General features: G+C 45.9%; 14 protein-coding genes. 3 read left to right on the top strand and 11 right to left on the bottom strand.

All coding sequences use genetic code 11. The annotated features are described in order from the left end of the window. The first annotated feature begins 2 nt into the window (after positions 1–2). Positions 3–1,133: a PepSY-associated TM helix domain-containing protein gene (locus BF9343_RS21145; RefSeq protein ID WP_005783493.1), complete on the top strand. Its 1,131-nt coding sequence runs from the start codon at positions 3–5 to the stop codon at positions 1,131–1,133. 80 nt (positions 1,134–1,213) lie between these two features. Here the strand turns inward: BF9343_RS21145 and BF9343_RS21140 are convergent, their stop codons facing one another. From BF9343_RS21140 to BF9343_RS21125, 4 genes are all read right to left on the bottom strand, one after another. Next, the gene (locus BF9343_RS21140) at positions 1,214–1,969 is read right to left on the bottom strand and encodes a succinate dehydrogenase/fumarate reductase iron-sulfur subunit (RefSeq protein WP_005783491.1); all 756 of its coding nucleotides are present in this window, start codon (positions 1,967–1,969) and stop codon (positions 1,214–1,216) included. Between the two features lie 29 nt (positions 1,970–1,998). After that, positions 1,999–3,942: a fumarate reductase/succinate dehydrogenase flavoprotein subunit gene (locus BF9343_RS21135; RefSeq protein ID WP_005783490.1), complete on the bottom strand. Its 1,944-nt coding sequence runs from the start codon at positions 3,940–3,942 to the stop codon at positions 1,999–2,001. A gap of 37 nt (positions 3,943–3,979) precedes the next feature. Next, positions 3,980–4,672, bottom strand: coding sequence for a succinate dehydrogenase/fumarate reductase cytochrome b subunit (locus tag BF9343_RS21130; protein ID WP_005783488.1), 693 nt, complete (start codon positions 4,670–4,672; stop codon positions 3,980–3,982). Between the two features lie 686 nt (positions 4,673–5,358). Beyond that, on the bottom strand, positions 5,359–6,234 hold the full coding sequence (locus tag BF9343_RS21125; protein ID WP_005783483.1) for a helix-turn-helix transcriptional regulator: 876 nt from the start codon (positions 6,232–6,234) through the stop codon (positions 5,359–5,361). Positions 6,235–6,349: 115 nt separating this feature from the next. Between BF9343_RS21125 and BF9343_RS21120 the strand changes: the two genes are divergently transcribed. Further along, positions 6,350–6,973, top strand: coding sequence for a phosphatase PAP2 family protein (locus BF9343_RS21120; protein ID WP_005783481.1), 624 nt, complete (start codon positions 6,350–6,352; stop codon positions 6,971–6,973). Positions 6,974–7,056: 83 nt separating this feature from the next. On the opposite strand, the gene BF9343_RS21115 is transcribed toward BF9343_RS21120, so the two are convergent. The 5 genes from BF9343_RS21115 to BF9343_RS21095 form a co-directional block, all read right to left on the bottom strand. Further along, a complete protein-coding gene (locus BF9343_RS21115) occupies positions 7,057–8,679 on the bottom strand; it encodes a S41 family peptidase (RefSeq protein WP_005797168.1) in 1,623 nt (540 codons plus the stop codon). A 15-nt stretch (positions 8,680–8,694) separates the two neighbouring features. Further along, positions 8,695–9,147, bottom strand: coding sequence for a pantetheine-phosphate adenylyltransferase (gene coaD / locus BF9343_RS21110; protein ID WP_005783477.1), 453 nt, complete (start codon positions 9,145–9,147; stop codon positions 8,695–8,697). Between the two features lie 2 nt (positions 9,148–9,149). Further along, the gene (locus tag BF9343_RS21105) at positions 9,150–11,021 is read right to left on the bottom strand and encodes a DNA topoisomerase IV subunit B (protein ID WP_005783474.1); all 1,872 of its coding nucleotides are present in this window, start codon (positions 11,019–11,021) and stop codon (positions 9,150–9,152) included. Positions 11,022–11,026: 5 nt separating this feature from the next. Next, on the bottom strand, positions 11,027–12,163 hold the full coding sequence (locus BF9343_RS21100; RefSeq protein ID WP_005783472.1) for a hypothetical protein: 1,137 nt from the start codon (positions 12,161–12,163) through the stop codon (positions 11,027–11,029). A gap of 88 nt (positions 12,164–12,251) precedes the next feature. After that, on the bottom strand, positions 12,252–13,208 hold the full coding sequence (locus BF9343_RS21095) for a calcium/sodium antiporter (protein WP_005783471.1): 957 nt from the start codon (positions 13,206–13,208) through the stop codon (positions 12,252–12,254). A gap of 126 nt (positions 13,209–13,334) precedes the next feature. On the opposite strand from BF9343_RS21095, the gene BF9343_RS21090 reads away from it, so the two are divergent. After that, positions 13,335–15,143 carry a mechanosensitive ion channel family protein gene (locus tag BF9343_RS21090; RefSeq protein WP_011203738.1) on the top strand — a complete coding sequence of 603 codons (1,809 nt, stop codon included), beginning with the start codon at positions 13,335–13,337 and terminating at the stop codon, positions 15,141–15,143. A gap of 71 nt (positions 15,144–15,214) precedes the next feature. On the opposite strand, the gene BF9343_RS21085 is transcribed toward BF9343_RS21090, so the two are convergent. Together BF9343_RS21085 and BF9343_RS21080 are read right to left on the bottom strand one after the other, a co-directional pair. Next, positions 15,215–16,147 (bottom strand): metallophosphoesterase, encoded by a 933-nt coding sequence (locus BF9343_RS21085; RefSeq protein ID WP_005797170.1) that lies wholly within the window; start codon positions 16,145–16,147, stop codon positions 15,215–15,217. A 144-nt stretch (positions 16,148–16,291) separates the two neighbouring features. Further along, entirely contained in the window at positions 16,292–19,054 is a 2,763-nt protein-coding gene (locus tag BF9343_RS21080; protein WP_010993814.1) for a TonB-dependent receptor, read from the bottom strand. Between the last annotated feature and the right edge of the window lie 26 nt (positions 19,055–19,080).

Raw genomic sequence — 19,080 nt, 5'->3', positions numbered from 1 at the left:
AGATGAATAAGACTTTTCGGAAGGCTTGTGCGAAACTTCATTTATGGCTTGGATTGCTTTCGGGTATTGTGGTATTCATAGTCTGCATCACCGGCTGCATGTATGCATTTAAAGACGAAATTACCGATGCCACACAACCTTGGCGCTTTGTAGCTCCATTGGAGAAAGAGTTTTTGCCGCCTTCCCGCTTACTTGCGATAGCGGATTCTGTCATGGGAGGAGCTTCGGCCACAGCCATCACTTACGGTGAAAGATCGGATGCGGCCTGGGTGGACTACTATCAGCCGGAAGCAGGGATGAGTACTGTTTTTATCAATCCGTATAGCGGACAGGTATTGAAGTCGGTAGTGAATCATAACGGTGATTTCGATTTCTTCCGGTTGGTGCTTAGCGGGCATCGCACTTTATGGCTCCCCAGGGAGATCGGGAGTCCGATTGTTGGTTACAGTGTATTGATTTTCCTCATCACCCTGATAACGGGAGTGATACTTTGGTGGCCCAGAAGCTGGACACGCAAGGCACTTGTGCAACGGTTGACTCTGAAACGCCCCTTTACCTTTTCAAGGCTTAACTTCGACCTGCATAATGTTGCGGGTTTTTATGCTGCATTGGTGCTGGCCGTATTATGTTTTACCGGATTGATATTTAGCCTGAATTGGTTTAGCAGAGGCGTGTACAGCATCACTTCGGGTGGTGAAGAGTTGAAGCCCTACGTTTTACCGGTATCCGATACATTGCAGGTTGTCAATCGTGTGACAAACCCTTTGGACAGACTTTATACTCAGCTACGCCTTGAAGAACCTGCTGCCAAGACCTTTTATTTTGCTTTACCCGGACAAGCCGATGGTGTTTACCGGGTCAGTGTTGTACATAAAAGAGGGTCTTACTACCGTACCGATAATTTGTTTTTTGACCGGTATACACTGGTTTCTTTGAAAGGAGCCGGTCCTTATGCCGGTAAATATACCGAGGCCTCTCCCGCCGATAAGTTCCGTCGTATGAATCTGGAGATTCATGACGGGCGCATCTGGGGGCTTCCCGGTAAAATTATAATGTTCCTTGCGAGCCTGACGGGTGCTTCACTTCCTGTGACCGGCTTTATCATCTGGTATCGTAAGCGCCGTAAGAGATAACACTGCTCTCCATATACAAAAATTCCCCACCGATACCGGTGGGGAATTTTCCTACTTATTAATCAAATGCTAAGTTGTGCTTAGTCTTTCAGTTTTGCGATGATGAAATCGCGGTTCAAACGAGCGATGTTGCTGATTGAAATGTTCTTCGGACACTCTGCTTCACAAGCACGTGTGTTTGTACAGTTACCGAATCCCAGTTCGTCCATCTTAGAAAGCATAGCTTTTGCACGGCGTGCTGCTTCTACCTTTCCTTGTGGAAGGAGGTTCAGCTGGCTGACCTTAGCTGATACGAACAACATGGCAGAACCATTCTTACAAGCAGCTACACAAGCACCGCAACCGATACATGCAGCGGCATCCATAGCCTCGTCGGCGATATCCTTAGAGATAAGGATAGCGTTGGCATCCTGAGGAGCACCTGTGTTTACGCTTACGTAACCACCGGCCTGCATGATCTTGTCATAAGCCGAACGGTCAACCATCAAGTCACGGATTACCGGGAAACCGGCAGAACGCCAAGGTTCAACTGTGATGGTGTCTCCATCTTTGAAGCGACGCATATACATCTGGCAGGTAGTAGCACCTGTCGCAGGTCCGTGCGGGTGTCCGTTGATGTAAAGAGAACACATACCGCAGATACCTTCGCGGCAGTCATGGTCGAATACGATAGGTTCGCCACCGTCATTAATAATCTGTTCGTTCAGGATATCCAGCATTTCGAGGAACGACGTATCGCCCGGGATATCTTTCATTTGATATGTTTCAAAAGCACCTTTTGCTTTCGGGCCTTTCTGGCGCCATACCTTCAGTGTGAATGATATATTTTTATCCATTTTTGTTTTCCTTTAATTGATTAGCCGAATTATGACTTGTAGTTACGAGTCTGAACTTTTACGAACTGGTAGTTCAAATCTTCTTTGATCAACTCCGGTTCTGAATTTTCACCGGTGTATTTCCAGCAAGCTACGTATGAGAAGTTCTTATCGTCACGTAACGCTTCACCTTCCGGGGTCTGGTATTCGGTACGGAAGTGTCCACCGCAAGATTCTTCACGGTTCAAACCGTCGCGAGCCATCAGCATACCTACTTCAATGAAGTCGATCAGACGAAGTGCTTTTTCCAGTTCTACGTTCAGTTCGTTTACATCACCCGGGATGCGAACGTTGGTCCAGAAATCTTTCTTCACCTCTTCAATGCCTGTCAGGGCTTTCTGCAGAGATTCTTTTGTACGGGCCATACCTACGAAGTCCCACATGATGTGACCCAGTTTCTTGTGGATAGAGTCAACAGAGTGTTTTCCGTTTACGGCTTTGATCTTCTGGATCTTATCTTTCACTTCCTTTTCGGCTGCAGCAAATTCCGGCAGGTCGGTAGAGAAGCGCGGAACCTGAATCTGATCGGCCAGGTAGTTCTGGATAGTGTAAGGCAATACGAAGTATCCGTCAGCCAGACCCTGCATCAATGCAGATGCACCCAAGCGGTTAGCACCGTGGTCGGAGAAGTTGGCTTCACCGATAGCGAACAGACCCGGGATAGAAGTCATCAATTCATAATCAACCCAGATACCACCCATGGTGTAGTGGATAGCGGGGAATATCATCATCGGAGTCTTGTACGGGTTCTCGTCAGTGATTTCTTCGTACATGTCGAAGAGGTTACCATAACGGGCACGAACCACGTCCTCACCCAGACGATCGATAGCATATTTGAAATCGAGGAAGACGGCCAAACCGGTATTGTTCACACCGAAACCGGCATCACAACGTTCTTTGGCTGCACGTGAAGCAACGTCACGCGGAACAAGGTTACCGAATGCCGGGTAACGGCGTTCCAGATAGAAGTCACGGTCTTCATCAGGAATTTCGGTCGGCTTTTTAGTGCCTGCCTGCAATGCTTTGGCATCTTCAATCTTCTTCGGAACCCAGATGCGACCGTCGTTACGAAGTGATTCAGACATCAATGTCAGCTTAGACTGCTTGTCACCGTGTACGGGGATACAAGTCGGGTGAATCTGAGCGAAACAAGGATTGGCAAAATAAGCACCTTTCTTATAGCACTGGATGGCAACTGAACCGTTGGAACCCATAGCGTTGGTAGAAAGGAAGAATGCGTTTCCGTAACCACCTGTACCGATAACTACAGCGTGAGCAGCGAAACGTTCGATTTCACCAGTTACGAGGTTACGGGCAATGATACCGCGCGCACGTCCTTCAATTACAACGAGGTCGAGCATTTCGTAACGAGTGTAAAGTTTAACAGTACCTTTTTGTACCTGACGGCTCAATGCTGAATAAGCGCCCAGCAACAGCTGCTGTCCGGTCTGGCCGCGGGCATAGAACGTACGGGATACCTGTGCACCACCGAATGAACGGTTGTCAAGTGTGCCACCGTAATCGCGTGCGAAAGGTACACCCTGTGCTACGCATTGGTCGATGATAGCGTTTGATACCTCAGCCAGACGGTAAACGTTGGCTTCGCGTGCACGGTAGTCACCGCCTTTGATTGTATCGTAGAAAAGACGGTAAACCGAGTCACCATCATTTTGATAGTTTTTAGCTGCGTTGATACCACCCTGTGCTGCAATAGAGTGAGCACGGCGGGGTGAATCCTGAATACAGAAATTGAATACTCTGAAACCCATTTCGCCCAGAGAAGCGGCAGCAGATGCTCCGGCAAGTCCGGTACCTACAACGATAATGTCAAGGCGACGTTTGTTGGCAGGGTTAACAAGTTTTTGATGAGCCTTATAGTTACTCCATTTTTCGGCGAGCTGGCCTTCAGGAATTTTTGAATCTATCTTAGTCATAATGCTATTTACAATTTAATCATTTACAATTTACAATTTAGCAAGCACCGCATGCCAACGATTTAACGAAGAATACGACTACTACCAGAGCAAAGCATACAACAACGATGGTTGAATAGATGTTGGAGATGCATTTCCAGCGGTTGATCCAAATCTTGTTGTTCCAGCCCAAAGATTGCATAGAGCTCCAGAAACCATGAGTCAGGTGGAACCAAAGGGCGCCCAGCCAAACGAGGTACAGCACTACATATACAGGGTTAGAGAAAGTGTTCATGATGTGATAAACACCATCAGCAGCATAAGTTGTGTCTGCTACTCCTCCCATGTTGTGCACCAATTCAGGTAACTGCATTTTAGCCCAGAAGTTAAAGAGGTGAAGGCCCAAACCTAAGATAACGATGATACCCAGCACCAGCATGTTTTGTGATGCCCATTCCACGGTTTTAGGTTTGTCAACTACGGCGTAACGTTCGCTACCACGTGCTGCGCGATTCTGTATTGTCAGCCAGAAAGCGTAGATAATGTGAATCACGAAGAGGGCAGCCAGGCCCAGCGTAGCTACCAACGCATACCAGTTTGCTCCCAGGAACTCACAAACCAAGTTGTAACCCTCAGCCGAGATGATCGCAACAAGGTTCATCGCCATGTGAAACGTTAGAAACAGGACAAGGGCGATACCGGTAACGCTCATCACCACTTTCCTTCCTACAGATGAATTACTTAACCACATAAATGATTGATTTTAAATTATTTAATTGTTAGAACTATAATTTCTGTTTTACGAGCCTTCTTTCTCATTGTGCAAAAGTACACGAAATACATTGATTAACCAAAGAATTAAAGAAATAATTCTTTAATCCTGAATGTCCGGAGAGGATGGGGTAAACGGGACGATCGGTTGGGGGTATAAAGGATTTGTCGTGAATCTGTTAGAATAGTAAAATCTTTGTCTTTAAGAAGTTAGCTTTTGGAGTCGTTATCATGCTTATATTTAATTGGTCGTTTTCCGAGGTTTCCTCTAATTCTCTTTTCTGTGCATGAATTAAGAAGAAAACAAGTCAAATGGACATCATTTATAATACTTTGTAAATAAGAGTATTACCGTACCTTCTGATATGTTTATGTGAGCCTTGCTATCTGGGCTCATGGGCACAGATATGCAGGAGGAGATAAAGAAAAGACCATTTTCACTAAAGATAGCAAGAAAAATAAAATACTCTAAGTGATATAAATAGATAGAGATATAGTTATATACATTTGGATATCAGCATGATGTGTTGTATCCCAGCTCTTGTTCGGAGGGTGGAAGATGGAAGATTGAAATCCATTTACGTGGGAGAAGTATCCGACTGATCCGAAGAATGAGAAGGGGATTCGGATGAAGCTTTGTCCGTTATCGGGTAAAAAGAGCGGTTTCTATTCTGTTTTTAAAGCAGTAATTTTTTCACCTCTGGCTGCACGTGTACGAAGGGCACGTGGAGAGTCTCCAAAGGAAGCTTTGCAGAAATGTGCAAAATGTGATAAAGAGTCGAATCCGTAACGATTACTGATCTCGGTGATCCGTTGTTTGGTATGCTGGAGGTCTTCCAGGATGCCTTCTCTTTTCTTGCTCAGAATCCATTCGTATACAGGTACGCCATACATGTTCTTGAATAAACGGCGAAAAGTGGTAGTGGTATAGCCTCCCAGGTGTGCAAACTCCTCTACGTTTTTCACCTTTTCGTAATTCTGCATGACGAAATATTGGAAACTTTCCGTATAGCTGCTGATGGGATAGAAAAACTTGCTCAACTGGGGTATCGGGTAATAACAGATGATCAGATACATCAGTTCCTGACATTTCAGATCGATGAATGCGCCGCAAGGCATCTGTTCATCGAGGTAATCACAAATATCTTTCATGAAGTTGGTTATGCGTTGTGTCATAACCAATGGTGTATAAGTTAGCGGAGCTTCTGATTGTTGCAGGATCTCATGATAGCGCTGTTCACAGATCAGGGGTGGTTCGTTGAACCAGTACACTACATAATTTACGTCTGTCAGTGCCAGTAATTCTAATTTGGAGCCGATGGACTGGAGAATAAATTGTCCTTCACGTAATGTGGTGCCGGGATACTCTTCACTGTTGACCAGTAATTCTCCTTGTAGTATAAACAGGATACAATTTTGTGTGCATTTGTCGGGCGGAAAATGTTGTCCTTTGGGAAACTTCCGGTGAACAAGTATGCCTTCTGTAGCTTTGGGACATTGCGCACAATCTGTCTGTCTATTACATTGAGTTTCTCTGGCCATGAATTAAAGTTAGGTGTCAGGGTAAATAATACTTAGGGAACAAAGATAGGTTTTTTTTGCGAAAACTCTGTCTTTTTAATCTATCTTTGCTGCAAAATAGTAAATTAGTAGAAAAATGAAGAAATTTGTGCTTATTTGTTTTTGTGTGCTTTCTTCGGTAGGGGGATATGCTCAGAACTGGGATATCAATACGTTACATAAAATAAACAGTCTTGATAGTAAGTTTGCGAGGAATTATAGCAAAGCCTTTTCTAAATCGGCACCTTATATTGCGGTAGGTGTACCGGTGGCGATGGCTGTATATGCAGGTATCGATAAAGATAAAGAGTTGCTGAAAGATGCCATTTACATCGGTACGAGTGTGGCCGAGGCAGTCGTGATTACGTATGGTATGAAATATGCTTTTGACCGTGAGCGTCCCTACGACCGTTATCCGGATCGGGTAGATGCACGTAGTCATGAATCGAGTCCTTCGTTTCCTTCCGGTCATACGGCAGCAGCCTTTTCACTGGCTACTTCTTTGAGTATCCGCTATCCTAAATGGTATGTGATAGCTCCATCTGCTTTCTGGGCATGTTCTGTGGGATTCTCAAGAATGAATGAAGGAGTACATTACCCGTCGGATGTAGCAGCAGGAGCTGTGATAGGGGCCGGTTGTGCGGTAGCCAATATTTATGTGAATCGCTGGCTTAACAAGTGGTTGTTCGGTGAGAAGAAGAAGGTTACAATAAGTTATTGACGACATACGGTGAATGACGAACAGGCTGCAGGAAGCATGGTCTGTTCGTCATTCACCGTATATCGTTTTCCGTTATAGAAACGTTATTTCAATATCTTTTCGTACTCTTTGTCATTTAAGATTTCCAGTGCCCGCTCCACACTCTTATTGGTGGCATTCATTACTTGGAAATATTCATTCATATCCCATAAGTCACGGGCTATCAAAGCTTTCAGCTGCGCTTTAATCAGTGGCAGGGCTTTGTTGTACTGCTCTTCGTTGAATTCAATCTTTTCTTTATCGGCAGCTTCTCTCAGGTAGTTCAATAGCTGGTCGTCGATTTCAAACTTTTCATTGAATTTCTCGAATGTCTTATATTTATCCAATAAAGCCTTTCGGTTCTTTTCAATGAAGTTCATTGTGGTTTTAATGACTACCCCTTTGGCTACCAGGTTACGGTGATAGTCGGTATATAGCGTTGTGTCTACCGGAACGAAGTAGTCCGGCATGATACCTCCTCCACCATAAACCGTACGTCCCAGTTTTTTAGTCTGGCATTTCAGTGAATCCGGGAAGTGGATGCTGTCTGCACTGACCATTTCGCCATGATTATACCGGTCGATCAGATCCTGGTTGTATTTTTCGATGCTGCTTTCACTGCTTTTTCCTTTTCCCGGTTTTTCGTTGATGCTGCTGTCATAAGGCTTTTGTATGCAACGTCCTGCAGGTGTATAGTAGCGGGCAATGGTCAGGCGGATCATAGAACCGTCCGGAAGGTCGATCGGGCGTTGAACCAGTCCTTTACCGAAAGAACGGCGTCCTACCACCACTCCTCTGTCCCAATCCTGAATGGCACCTGTCACAATCTCACTTGCCGAAGCCGAATATTCGTCTACCAATACCACCAGACGTCCGTTACGGAAGTTTCCGTTACCTTTGGCAAAAAACTCACTGCGTTGTGCAGAACGTCCTTCTGTGTAGACAATCAGTTCTTTTTGTCCCAGGAACTCGTTTGCCAGATCGATGGCGGCATTCAGATAACCACCTCCGTTGCCTTGCAGGTCCAGAATCAGGTCTTTCATCCCTTTTTTCTGTAACTCTTTCAGGGCTTTTAGAAACTCTTCGGCGGTAGTTGCTCCAAAACGGTTGATACGGATGTATCCTATTTTAGGCTGAATCATATAAGCGGCATCCAGGCTGAGGATTGGAATTTTATCTCGTTTTACATTAAATAAAAGCGGTTCTTTCACACCTCTGCGGATAATGGTCAGGTTTACTTTCGAATCTTTGGGGCCCCGCAGGCGTCCCATGATTTCTTCTGTTCCCATTTTTACGCCTGCTATGGCTGTGTCATTCACCGCGATGATACGGTCTCCTGCCAGGATACCTACCTTTTCGGACGGGCCATTACTCACCGGTTGTACGATGAGCAGCGTATCTTCGATCATCTGAAACTGTACACCTATCCCTTCGAAATTGCCTTGGAGCGGTTCATTCATTTTCTTCACCTCTTCGGCATCCGAATAGGTGGAATGAGGGTCGAGCTGTGCCAGCATTTCTATGATGGCCGATTCAACCAGTTTGTTTTCATTGACCGTATCTACATATAAATTAGAGATGGCGAACTCTGCCAGTTGTAATTTTCGCATGGCGGGTGAGCCAAAGTTCTGTGCCTGTAGTCCCAAAACGGAACACAAACCGATAAGCAGGTATATTATTCTTTTCATGATCACATGGGTTTATTACATTTCCATCCCTTTGGGAATGAACATACTGATATCCTTATTATAGCCAAGCAGTTCGCGGACGATGGTAGAGCTGACACAGGTCAATTCCGGTTCGGTAAATAACAGAATGGTTTCAATGCCGGCCAGTTTCCGGTTGATATCGGCAATTGTTTCTTCGTATTCGAAGTCTTTCACGGTACGGATACCGCGAACGATGAATTGGGCATCTACCTGACGGGCAAAGTCGATCGTCAGGCAATCGTAAGATTCGACCTTGATCCGGGGTTCGTCTTTATAGAACTTACGAATCATTTCCACACGTTTCTCGATCGGAAAGTATGTATTCTTGTTTTCGTTGATACCGATACCGATGACCACTTCGTCCATGAATGTCAGGGTGCGTTGAACTACGGAGTAGTGTCCGATGGTAAACGGGTCGAACGTTCCCGGAAAGATAGCTCTTCTCATGTTTATGCGATGTCTTCTTCTATAACCAGATTATCAATAATAAAGTTTTGCCGTTCCATTGTATTCTTACCCATATAAAATTCGAGTAGTTCTTTTACCGTGTCTGTTTTGCGCAGCGATACTTGTTCGAGACGCATATCTTTGCCGATAAAGTGTCTGAATTCGTCGGGCGAGATTTCCCCCAAACCTTTAAAACGGGTGATTTCCGGATTCGGGCTAAGCTCTTTAATAGCATTTACACGCTCTTCTTCGGTATAACAATAAAGCGTTTTCTTTTTATTGCGTACGCGGAAGAGAGGAGTTTGGAGTATATATACATGTCCTTTCTTTATCAGATCGGGGAAGAACTGAAGGAAGAAAGTAATCAGCAACAAGCGGATGTGCATACCATCCACATCGGCATCGGTAGCCACGATCACTTTGTTGTAGCGTAAGCCTTCGATACCGTCTTCTATATTCAATGCAGCTTGCAGCAGATTGAATTCTTCGTTCTCGTAAACTACTTTTTTGGTCAGGCCGAAAGAGTTGAGAGGCTTACCGCGGAGGCTGAATACGGCTTGTGTGTTCACATCCCGGCTTTTGGTGATAGAGCCGCTTGCCGAGTCACCTTCGGTGATGAAGATGCACGATTCCTCTTCCAGCCCTTTGCCTTTCACATCGTTCAGGTGGACGCGGCAATCACGCAGCTTCCGGTTGTGCAGGTTGGCTTTCTTGGCGCGTTCACGTGCCAGTTTGGTCACTCCGGCAATAGCTTTGCGTTCTTTTTCCGAATCCTGTATCTTTTGCAACATGATTTCGGCTACATCGGCATGCTTGTGGAGGAAATTGTCTACCTCCTGTTTTATGAAGTCACCCACGAACTTATTTACTGTGATGCCTCCCGGCGACATATTGGTAGAGCCGAGTTTGATTTTGGTCTGGCTTTCAAACATAGGTTCTTCCACGTTGACAGCAATGGCGGCTACCAGTCCGTTACGGATGTCAGTATAGTCTTGATTCTTGTTATAGAACTCTTTGATGGTGCGGGCGATGTGTTCTTTGAAAGCACTTTGATGGGTACCTCCTTGAGTGGTATGCTGACCGTTTACAAATGAGTAGTACTCCTCTCCGTACTGTCCGGTATGGGTAAAGGCTATCTCGATATCTTCGCCCTTCAGATGTACGATGGGGTAGAGGCCGGTAGCTGTCATGTTATCATTCAGCAAATCTACCAGGCCATTGCGCGAAAGGATCCGTTGCCCATTATAGATAATTGCCAGCCCGGTGTTCAGGTATGTGTAATTGCGCAGCATCGTCTCGATAAATTCGGGACGGAAACTATAATTCAGGAATAAAGTTTCATCCGGTTCGAAGAAGATGTAAGTACCGTTTTCTTCTTCCGTATCTTCTGTGTGGTCTGTCACCAACTCTCCTTTGGTAAAGGTGGCGCAACGCACTTTACCATCCCGGTAACTACGTACTTCAAAGTTTGAGCTCAAAGCATTGACAGCTTTCACGCCGACACCGTTCAGTCCGACACTTTTCTTGAAAGCCTTGCTGTCATACTTACCACCGGTGTTCAGCACACTGACTGCCTCTATTAGTTTTCCCTGTGGGATACCGCGGCCGTAGTCGCGTACACTGACACGAAGATTCTCTTCCACTCTGATTTCGATCTTCTTGCCGGATTGCATTTTGAACTCGTCGATACTGTTGTCAATAACTTCTTTCAGAAGGACATATATTCCGTCTTCGGGATGCGAACCGTCGCCCAGCTTACCGATGTACATACCCGGACGGGTGCGCACATGTTCCATGTCGCTCAGGTGGCGAATGTTGTCGTCTGTATATTCTACAGGGTTGTTGTCTACAGGTATCAGTTCGTTCTCTTCCATTGTTTTTAGTCTATCTTCTTAGTAAACGCACGACGACGTTTATGTTGTTCGGTTTTAAAGTATTCCCATTGTGCCTGAACCTTTCCGTTCATTTCCAGTTCGGGGTTGCTTTCTGCAAAGATAAAACCTAATTTTTGATAAACCGGAATTAAATCGGAAAATAACAAAGCGTTAACACCTTTGTTTTGGTACTCCGGTTTCACGGCTACAAGCAGCAGGTCAAGCATTTTGGCGCGTCGTTTCATGAACAATGCCTTTAGCAGATAATACCATCCGAGGGGCAAAAGGCGTCCATGCGATTTCTGTAACGCTTCCGAAAGTGAAGGCATTGAAATGCCTACGGCAATTAACTTGTCTTCCGCATCTGTGATCAGGGTTACCATTCGCAAGTCGACAATCGGAAGGTACATTTTAACATATTGGTCAATTTGCCGTTGCGAAAGCGGAGAGTATCCGTACAGCGGACTATAAGCTTCGTTCATCAACTCAAAGATGGCTTGTCCGTAATCGGCTGCAATCTTTCTGGATGAGGTATATTTCTTTATCTTGAGGTTATATTTACGCTGAATAAGATCGGATATGCGCTGGTGCTTCTCAGGGATGGCGTCAGGAATATAAATTTTGTATTCCACCCAGTCAGCATCTTTCTCAAATCCCAGTTTCTCCATGTGTTGCGGATAGTAGGGATGATTGTAGATGGTTGCCATGGTGCTGAGTTGGTCGAATCCTTCGATCAGCATACCTTCTGCGTCGAAGTCGGTAAATCCAAGAGGGCCCTGAATGTTCTCCATCCCTTTGGATTTACCCCATTCTTCTACGGTTTGCAGAAGTCTGGAAGATACTTCAAGGTCGTCGATGAAGTCGATCCAACCGAAACGGACATCTTTTTTGTTCCAGGTGGCGTTGGCACGGTGATTGATAATACCTGCGATGCGCCCTACGATTTTTCCGTCTTTATAAGCCAGAAAGTACTCGGCCTCACAGAACTCGAATGCCGCATTTTTCTTCTTATTGAATGTATTCAGCATGTCGTCGTAGAGGTCAGGTACGGAATAAGGATTCTCTTTGTATAATTCGTAATTAAAACGAATGAATTTTTTAAGTTCTCTTTTTGTCGATACCTTTTTAATTGTAATGGCCATAGCTTGTATTTATGATGAGGGGGCAAAGATACGTGATAATCTTTAAATTACCACGTACGAAAACTAAAAACTATGTGTCTCGATGTTATCAAATCTGATAGATCAGATAGGTGGTGTAGGCTATATAGCATAACACCAGAATACTTCCTTCGATCCGTGTGATGGTGCGTTTGGCAAAAAATAATCCGAAAAACCAGAGCAAAATGCCCGAACCGACCAAGGTGAAAAGGTCGAAGTTATTGATGCCTGTCAGCCGCAAGGGAGTGATGGAAGCACTGCATCCCAATACAAAGAAGATGTTGAACAGATTACTGCCGATCACATTACCGATGGCTATTTCCGGATTCTTTTTCAAGGCAGCCACTATCGATGTAGCAAGTTCCGGTAGGGAGGTACCTCCGGCTACCAGTGTGAGTCCGATAACAGATTCGCTGACGCCAAGGTGCCGTGCGATGTTGCTTGCTCCCTCTACAAACCATTGTCCCCCGAAAATAAGTCCGGCCAATCCGCCCAGAATGAAAAGTACGGATTTCCACATCGGGAGGCTTTTGATTTCCTCTTCCGGTTGAGTATTGTTTGTGGGTGAGGCTATGGCAAATGTGTAGCCCAGGAAGATGGTGAAGAAACAGAGCAGAATCAGTCCGTCCGAGATGCTTAGTATGTTGCTGGAAGCTTTATTCAGAAAAACGTCATTGGCGCATATCAGCAGGACGATGGAGGAGAGAATGCATAGCGGAATCTCTTTCCGCAAAGTATTCCGGGTAATTACGATAGGAGCAAATAGAGCGGTGCACCCGACGATCATCAATGTATTGAAGATATTACTTCCCACTACGTTACCTACGGCGATGTCCGCGCTACCTTTCAGGGCGGACGATACGCTAACGGTCAGTTCCGGGGCGGAAGTTCCGAAAGCTACGATAGTCAGGCCGATTACGATGGAAGGAATACGGAATCGCTTGGCTACGGACGCAGCACCATCTGTCAGGCAGTTGGCACCTATCAAAATGAGGAGTAATCCTCCAATAAGCAGTAATATATCCATGTCTATACCTTTAAATTACGGATTCGGGTGCAAATATAATGATTTCGATCTATGCTATGTCAAAAACAATCTGTATGTTTGGCACGTTTATCCATTCCGGTGACAATTACTTTATGAGTTTTTGATATGAAAAAGAACAGATTATTCGGCCTTTTGTTGTTTCTGTTGGTGACCAACAATATGTGCGCACAGTTGGGAAAGGCGGTTCGTGAGATATTGACGGGTGATAGTGTGGCTACCCGGACCGCAGTCCGGAACGATTCGGATTCCGTACGGATGGCAGATATGAAGAAAGAGCTGGAGGAGGCGCGTCTGAGCGAAGCCAATATGCGTATGGAAATGGAGCAGATGAGGCTGAAAGCTTTTGCTGCCGACTCTGTGAAATTAGCTCAGCAAAGGGCACGTATCGACTCACTTCGCCAGTTTACGCCGGGAGTACCGGTAGTGGTCGAAGGCGATACATTGTTTTATTTGTATACCAAGCGTGGGGGATATACCCCTTTGCAGCGGGCCGAAATGATCGATGCGGCCATCATGCAGTTGGGTAAACGGTTTACCCTGCATCCCGATTCTGTCTATATCGAGAGCAGCGATATCGTAACCGATCTGATGTACGGCAATAAAGTCATTGCTTCGTTTACCGACCAGGACGGACTATGGGAAGGACGTTCGCGCGAGCAGTTGGCAACGGATAAGCGGAAGATTGTAGTACAGAAACTGAAAGAGTTGAAGGAGGAGCATAGCTTGTGGCAACTGGGTAAGCGTATTCTGTATTTTGTCCTGGTATTGGCAGGGCAGTATCTGTTGTTTTGGCTTACAGGCTGGCTGTTCCGTAAACTGAAAGTACGTATCCAAAAGCTGAAGGATACCAGGCTGAAGCCGATCTCCATTCAGAATTACGAGTTATTGGATACGCAGCGGCAGGTCAACCTGTTGATCTTCCTTTCCAATTTGCTGCGCTACGTAATCATGCTTCTCCAATTGTTGATTACCGTTCCCCTTTTGTTCGCTATCTTCCCACAGACCAAGGGGCTGGCCTATCAGATATTTTCGTATATCTGGAACCCGATCAAGAACATACTGGTAGGTATAGTCGATTATATTCCCAATTTGTTTGCCATTCTTATCATCTGTTTTGCCGTTAAGTATCTGGTGCGCTTGGTTCACTACTTGTCCCGTGAGGTAGAGGCGGGGCGGCTCAAGTTCGGTGGCTTCTATCCCGACTGGGCAATGCCTACTTATCATATCATCCGTTTTCTGCTTTATGCTTTTATGATTGCGATGATCTATCCTTATTTGCCGGGGGCTAAGAATGGAGTATTCCAGGGGATATCTGTTTTTGTCGGTCTGATCATTTCTTTAGGATCCAGCACGGTAATCGGTAATGTGATTGCGGGGCTGGTCATTACTTATATGCGTCCTTTTAAACTGGGCGACCGGATCCAGCTGAATGATACTACCGGGAATGTAATCGAGAAAACGCCTTTGGTGACCCGGATCAAGACACCGAAGAATGAGGTGGTAACCATTCCGAACTCGTTTATCATGTCATCCCATACAGTGAACTATAGCGCTTCGGCCCGCGAATACGGTCTGATTATTCACTCGGAAGTGACCATCGGATATGATGTTCCCTGGCGTCAGGTTCATCAGCTATTGATAGAGGCTGCCTTGAATACTCCCGGGGTGATTGACGATCCGCGTCCTTTTGTGCTTGAAACTTCGTTGAGTGACTGGTATCCGGTTTATCAAATCAATGCTTATATCCGTGAGGCGGATAAATTGGCTCAGATATATTCGGACCTGCATCAGAATATTCAGGATCGCTTTAATGAAGCGGGCATCGAAATCATGTCGCCTCACTATATGGCTATGCGTGACGGCAATGAGTCTACGATTCCCAAAGATGATTTGAGGCCCAAGACTGATAAATAATAAACAGAGCCGGCTCTTTCGTCACGAAGAAGCCGGCTCTTTCAAAATTGTGCATTTTTCAAGAGAGTGATTTATTTTTTCCGGGTTACCGTATAAAGTATATTCCCTTTTTTATCGATCATCCGCAGGTTCAGTTCCTGTTTATCAATGGAGCAGACTGAGAAGCCAGGTTCGGGGCTGCAGAACTGAGTTCCCTCAATCGGTTTCACCTTGCGTGCCAGTGATCCGGCAGAGTTTACGATATAGTCGATGTCGCTTCCCGGTACGCGGATGTGTTGGAAGTTGTGGATATGTCCGCAAATGTACATATCTACTTTATGCTTTCTCAGAATAGGATCGAGGCGGCTCTGTAAGTCGCTGCGTTCGCTCTGGTCTTTCGGGGTTTCGGCATAGATCGGATGATGCCCGGCAACGATCACCCAGTCTTCTTTGGCAACAGTCAGCACCGAGTCCAGCCAGGCCAACTGTCCGTTCATATCCTGATGACATGCATCGGGATAGGTTGCGCTTTCGTTACGGTATTTATCGATCAAAGGAGCAGTATCTATCCAGACGATGCGGACGGTGGCTCCTTTTTCTTCGAATGTCTTGGTGTAGTAACGGGCAGGCATGGTCCAGCGGCGGCTCACTCCGCTGTAGTCCAGTACAGCTTGTGTGTTGCCCCGGTATTCGTGGTTTCCCAGTACGGGATACCAGTCGATCATGAGTTCCGGGTGACTGTAAATCAGTTCAAAGTTGGTCATCCAGAGCGGGTCGTTCACGCTGCGTACTCCTTCGAAATGATGGACATCTCCGGCAGCCAGCACAAATTCCGGTCCTATTTCCTCACCCATAGTTCCCATTAATTCGGCAATCGGCTTTTGATCGTAGTAGCCGTTACGTCCCAGGTCGTTAGCAATGTAGAAGTTAAACTTCTTGTCAAACATAGAGTAATCCTTGAGCTGGGCCGAAGCGGTTGCGACAATGGAGATAAACAGTAGTATCAGTAAGTTTTTTAATTTCATAAATATGAATTTTTATATTGATTATTGATGAATTGAATACGTTTTTTCGTCAGTGATGCGAGAAGACGGTTTTGATCTCAGACCCACGGTGCAGCGTTTTCTGATCGGCGGTGCACCGTGGGTTCAACCTCCTCTGATAGCCGGTTAAAAGTTGATCTTAAATCCGGCATTAATCTTTACACCGTAGTATTCAGCCTGCATGGTGCGGTCCTGAGTCCCCTGATAATAGCGGAGGGGTTGGTTCAGCAGGTTGTTTGCTTCGGCATAGAGGGTGTAGTGTTTCGCAAAAGTGTAACTGGCGTTTACGTCCAGATAGTTCACGCGGTCGTAATAGCGGTCGTGAAAGGTGTCTTCACCCATTTCATCGATGAAGGCCGATGCAAAGTTGTAGCTCAGGCGGAGGTTCAGTCCATTTTTCTCAAAATAGAGCGATGCATTGGCTGTATGCTTCGGAGAACCCGGCAGGCTCAGATCCTTTTCATTTTCGCGTCCTTCGAAGTTGAAGTCTTCCACACGGGAGTGAGTGAAGGTGTAAGTGCCATAAAAACCGATACATTTCAGGGCAGGAGCGATAAATCCGAAATCACGCTGGTAAGAGAGTTCCATACCTATCAGATTGGCATTACCCGCATTCTTGGGCTGGATAAAGCGGTTGTATAGGTTGCCGTTGTATTCGTAGTTTGTAGACACTTGGTTGACAATGAAATCGTCTATTTTCTTATAGAATACTCCTGCGCTGACCAGACCGATACTTTTGAAATAATAATCCGCACTCAGGTCGAAGTTATAAGAAAGAGTAGGTTTCAGGCCGGGATTACCCACTGTCACTTCGTTATCCGAACGTTTGATGTTGACACTGGGTACCAGGGCAGAATACTTCGGACGTGACAATGTCTGAGTAAACGAACCGCGTACTTTGAAATCCTCGTTTACATTCCATTTCATGAGGAGTGACGGGAGGAAGTTGATGTAACTGTTCGTTTCTCGGGCAGTCTTCGAGGTTTGGTCTGTTTCGTCGTCATACGTGCGTCCGGTATAGCTGAGGCTGGTGTTTTCGATGCGGAGCCCGGTCATCAGTTCTACGTTGTCCGTGAGCTTCTGGTCGAAACGGATGTAGCCCGAACTTACGGTTTCACGTGCTTCGAAGTTACCGGCTAACTCTTCCTGCACCTGTTCTTTGTCAAAGAGGGAGGGATTGTTCAGGTCCAGTGAACCTACATATTGTTTGTCGGCGTAAATGCCTGCCTGATATTTATGGTCCGGCATGAAGTTTTTGTTGGTTTGATCTACCGTGTTCTGCAGGCTGTTGGTCATGAATGCCTCTTCATCTTTCGGAGTGTATTCATAAAAGTCTACCTCTTTATCTTTGGTTTTGCGTACCACCTTGGCACCGAATTTCAGTTTGTTTCCGTTCCGGAAGGGGAGTTTGAAGTTCATGGAGAATTTCAGGTCTTTTTCCTTGATGTCTTCCTGTTGTTCGGTGAGTTCCTTCAGGCCGAAATCTTTGTTCAGTGTCATTGTAGAACCGGACTTTGGTGTAGCCAGCGGTTCGCGTTCGTTGCTCAGATCCATGTCGAATTGCTGTTTCTTCAGTTGGAAATCAATGTAACGTTCGTTCGGACGCTCCTCTGTTGCTTTGGCGTAACTGGCATTCCAATCCATAGACACCGGTCCGAACAGATGCTCGCCTCCCAATGTGAAGTCCATCGTGCGTTGGCGTTCCAGGCGGGCGTTGCGATTGTCCGGCGTACCGGCTTTAGTCTGTACGCGTACAGTTGCTTTTCCCTCTTCATCCATATCTTTCAGAGTAGTGCGGTATCGGTTCTCCCAGTCGTTCCGGTTATTGAAAATTCCTTTAAACATCAATTTGTGGTTTTCGCTGATATCCCAGTCCAAGGCTGCCGAATAGCTTTGGCGTTCACGGGTTACATAGTACCGGCGTATTTGGTAGTCGTTGATATATACGTTTCCTTTGTCGTCTTTCTCCCAAAGAAACTCGGTATCGTAGGAACCCGATGGGGCATTCTGATAGGAAGCCGATAACATGACCCCCAGTTTGTCGTTAAAGAAACGGTCGCCATAAGTCAGTCCCAGATTCAACTGTGCTTTCTCGCTGATCCAGTTGTAGCCCGAACCGGCAGTAGCTGTCAGCGTCCGTTTATAGGGTGAATTCTTGGTGACCAGATTGATAGATCCGCCGATGGCATCGGCATCCATATCCGAAGTTACCACTTTACTGACTTCGATGGTCTGAATCATATCGGCCGGAATCAGGTCAAGTTGTACGTTGCGTGTATCCCCTTCGGCCGAAGGAATGCGGTTGCCGTTGATGGTGACCGAACTGAGGTCCGCCGATGTACCGCGTACCTGTCCGAAACGGGCTTCACCCTGATCATACTGTACATTGATACCCGAAATACGTTTCAGTGCATCTCCGATGTTTGAATCCGGAAACTTGCCTACCTGGTCGGCAGAAACTACATTTTTGATGCCCAGACTGCTCTTTTGTGAGTTGATGGCACGGCGCTGTCCCTGAAAGGCACCGCCTATTACAATTTCCTGCAATTCGACTCCTTCGTTCAGTATGACATCTCTTTCGAGTGTCTTGCCTTCGGGAATGGTTATTTTCATTTCTACGGGGGCATATCCCACATAAGTTACTTTTACCGTATAAGTCCCCGGGTTGAGGTTGGCGAAGGTATAGAAACCGTTTACGTCACTGATAACTCCTGTCTTCAGGTTCTCGATGTAGATCGAGGCACCCGGTAGTGTTTGTTTGGAAGTGTCGATGATACGTCCCCGGATCGTACCTTGTTTTACTACGTTTGCTTTTTCGTCGGCGTAGAGATGACCGCCCATGACTGATAATAAAAGAATGGATGATACTAGCTTCAGAACTCGTTTCATGTTTTTTAGTATGCGTTAATAATTTG

It is taken from the genome of Bacteroides fragilis NCTC 9343 (genome assembly GCF_000025985.1).
In the GTDB taxonomy this organism is placed as follows: domain Bacteria; phylum Bacteroidota; class Bacteroidia; order Bacteroidales; family Bacteroidaceae; genus Bacteroides; species Bacteroides fragilis.
This window is presented reverse-complemented; position numbering and strand designations above follow the sequence as displayed.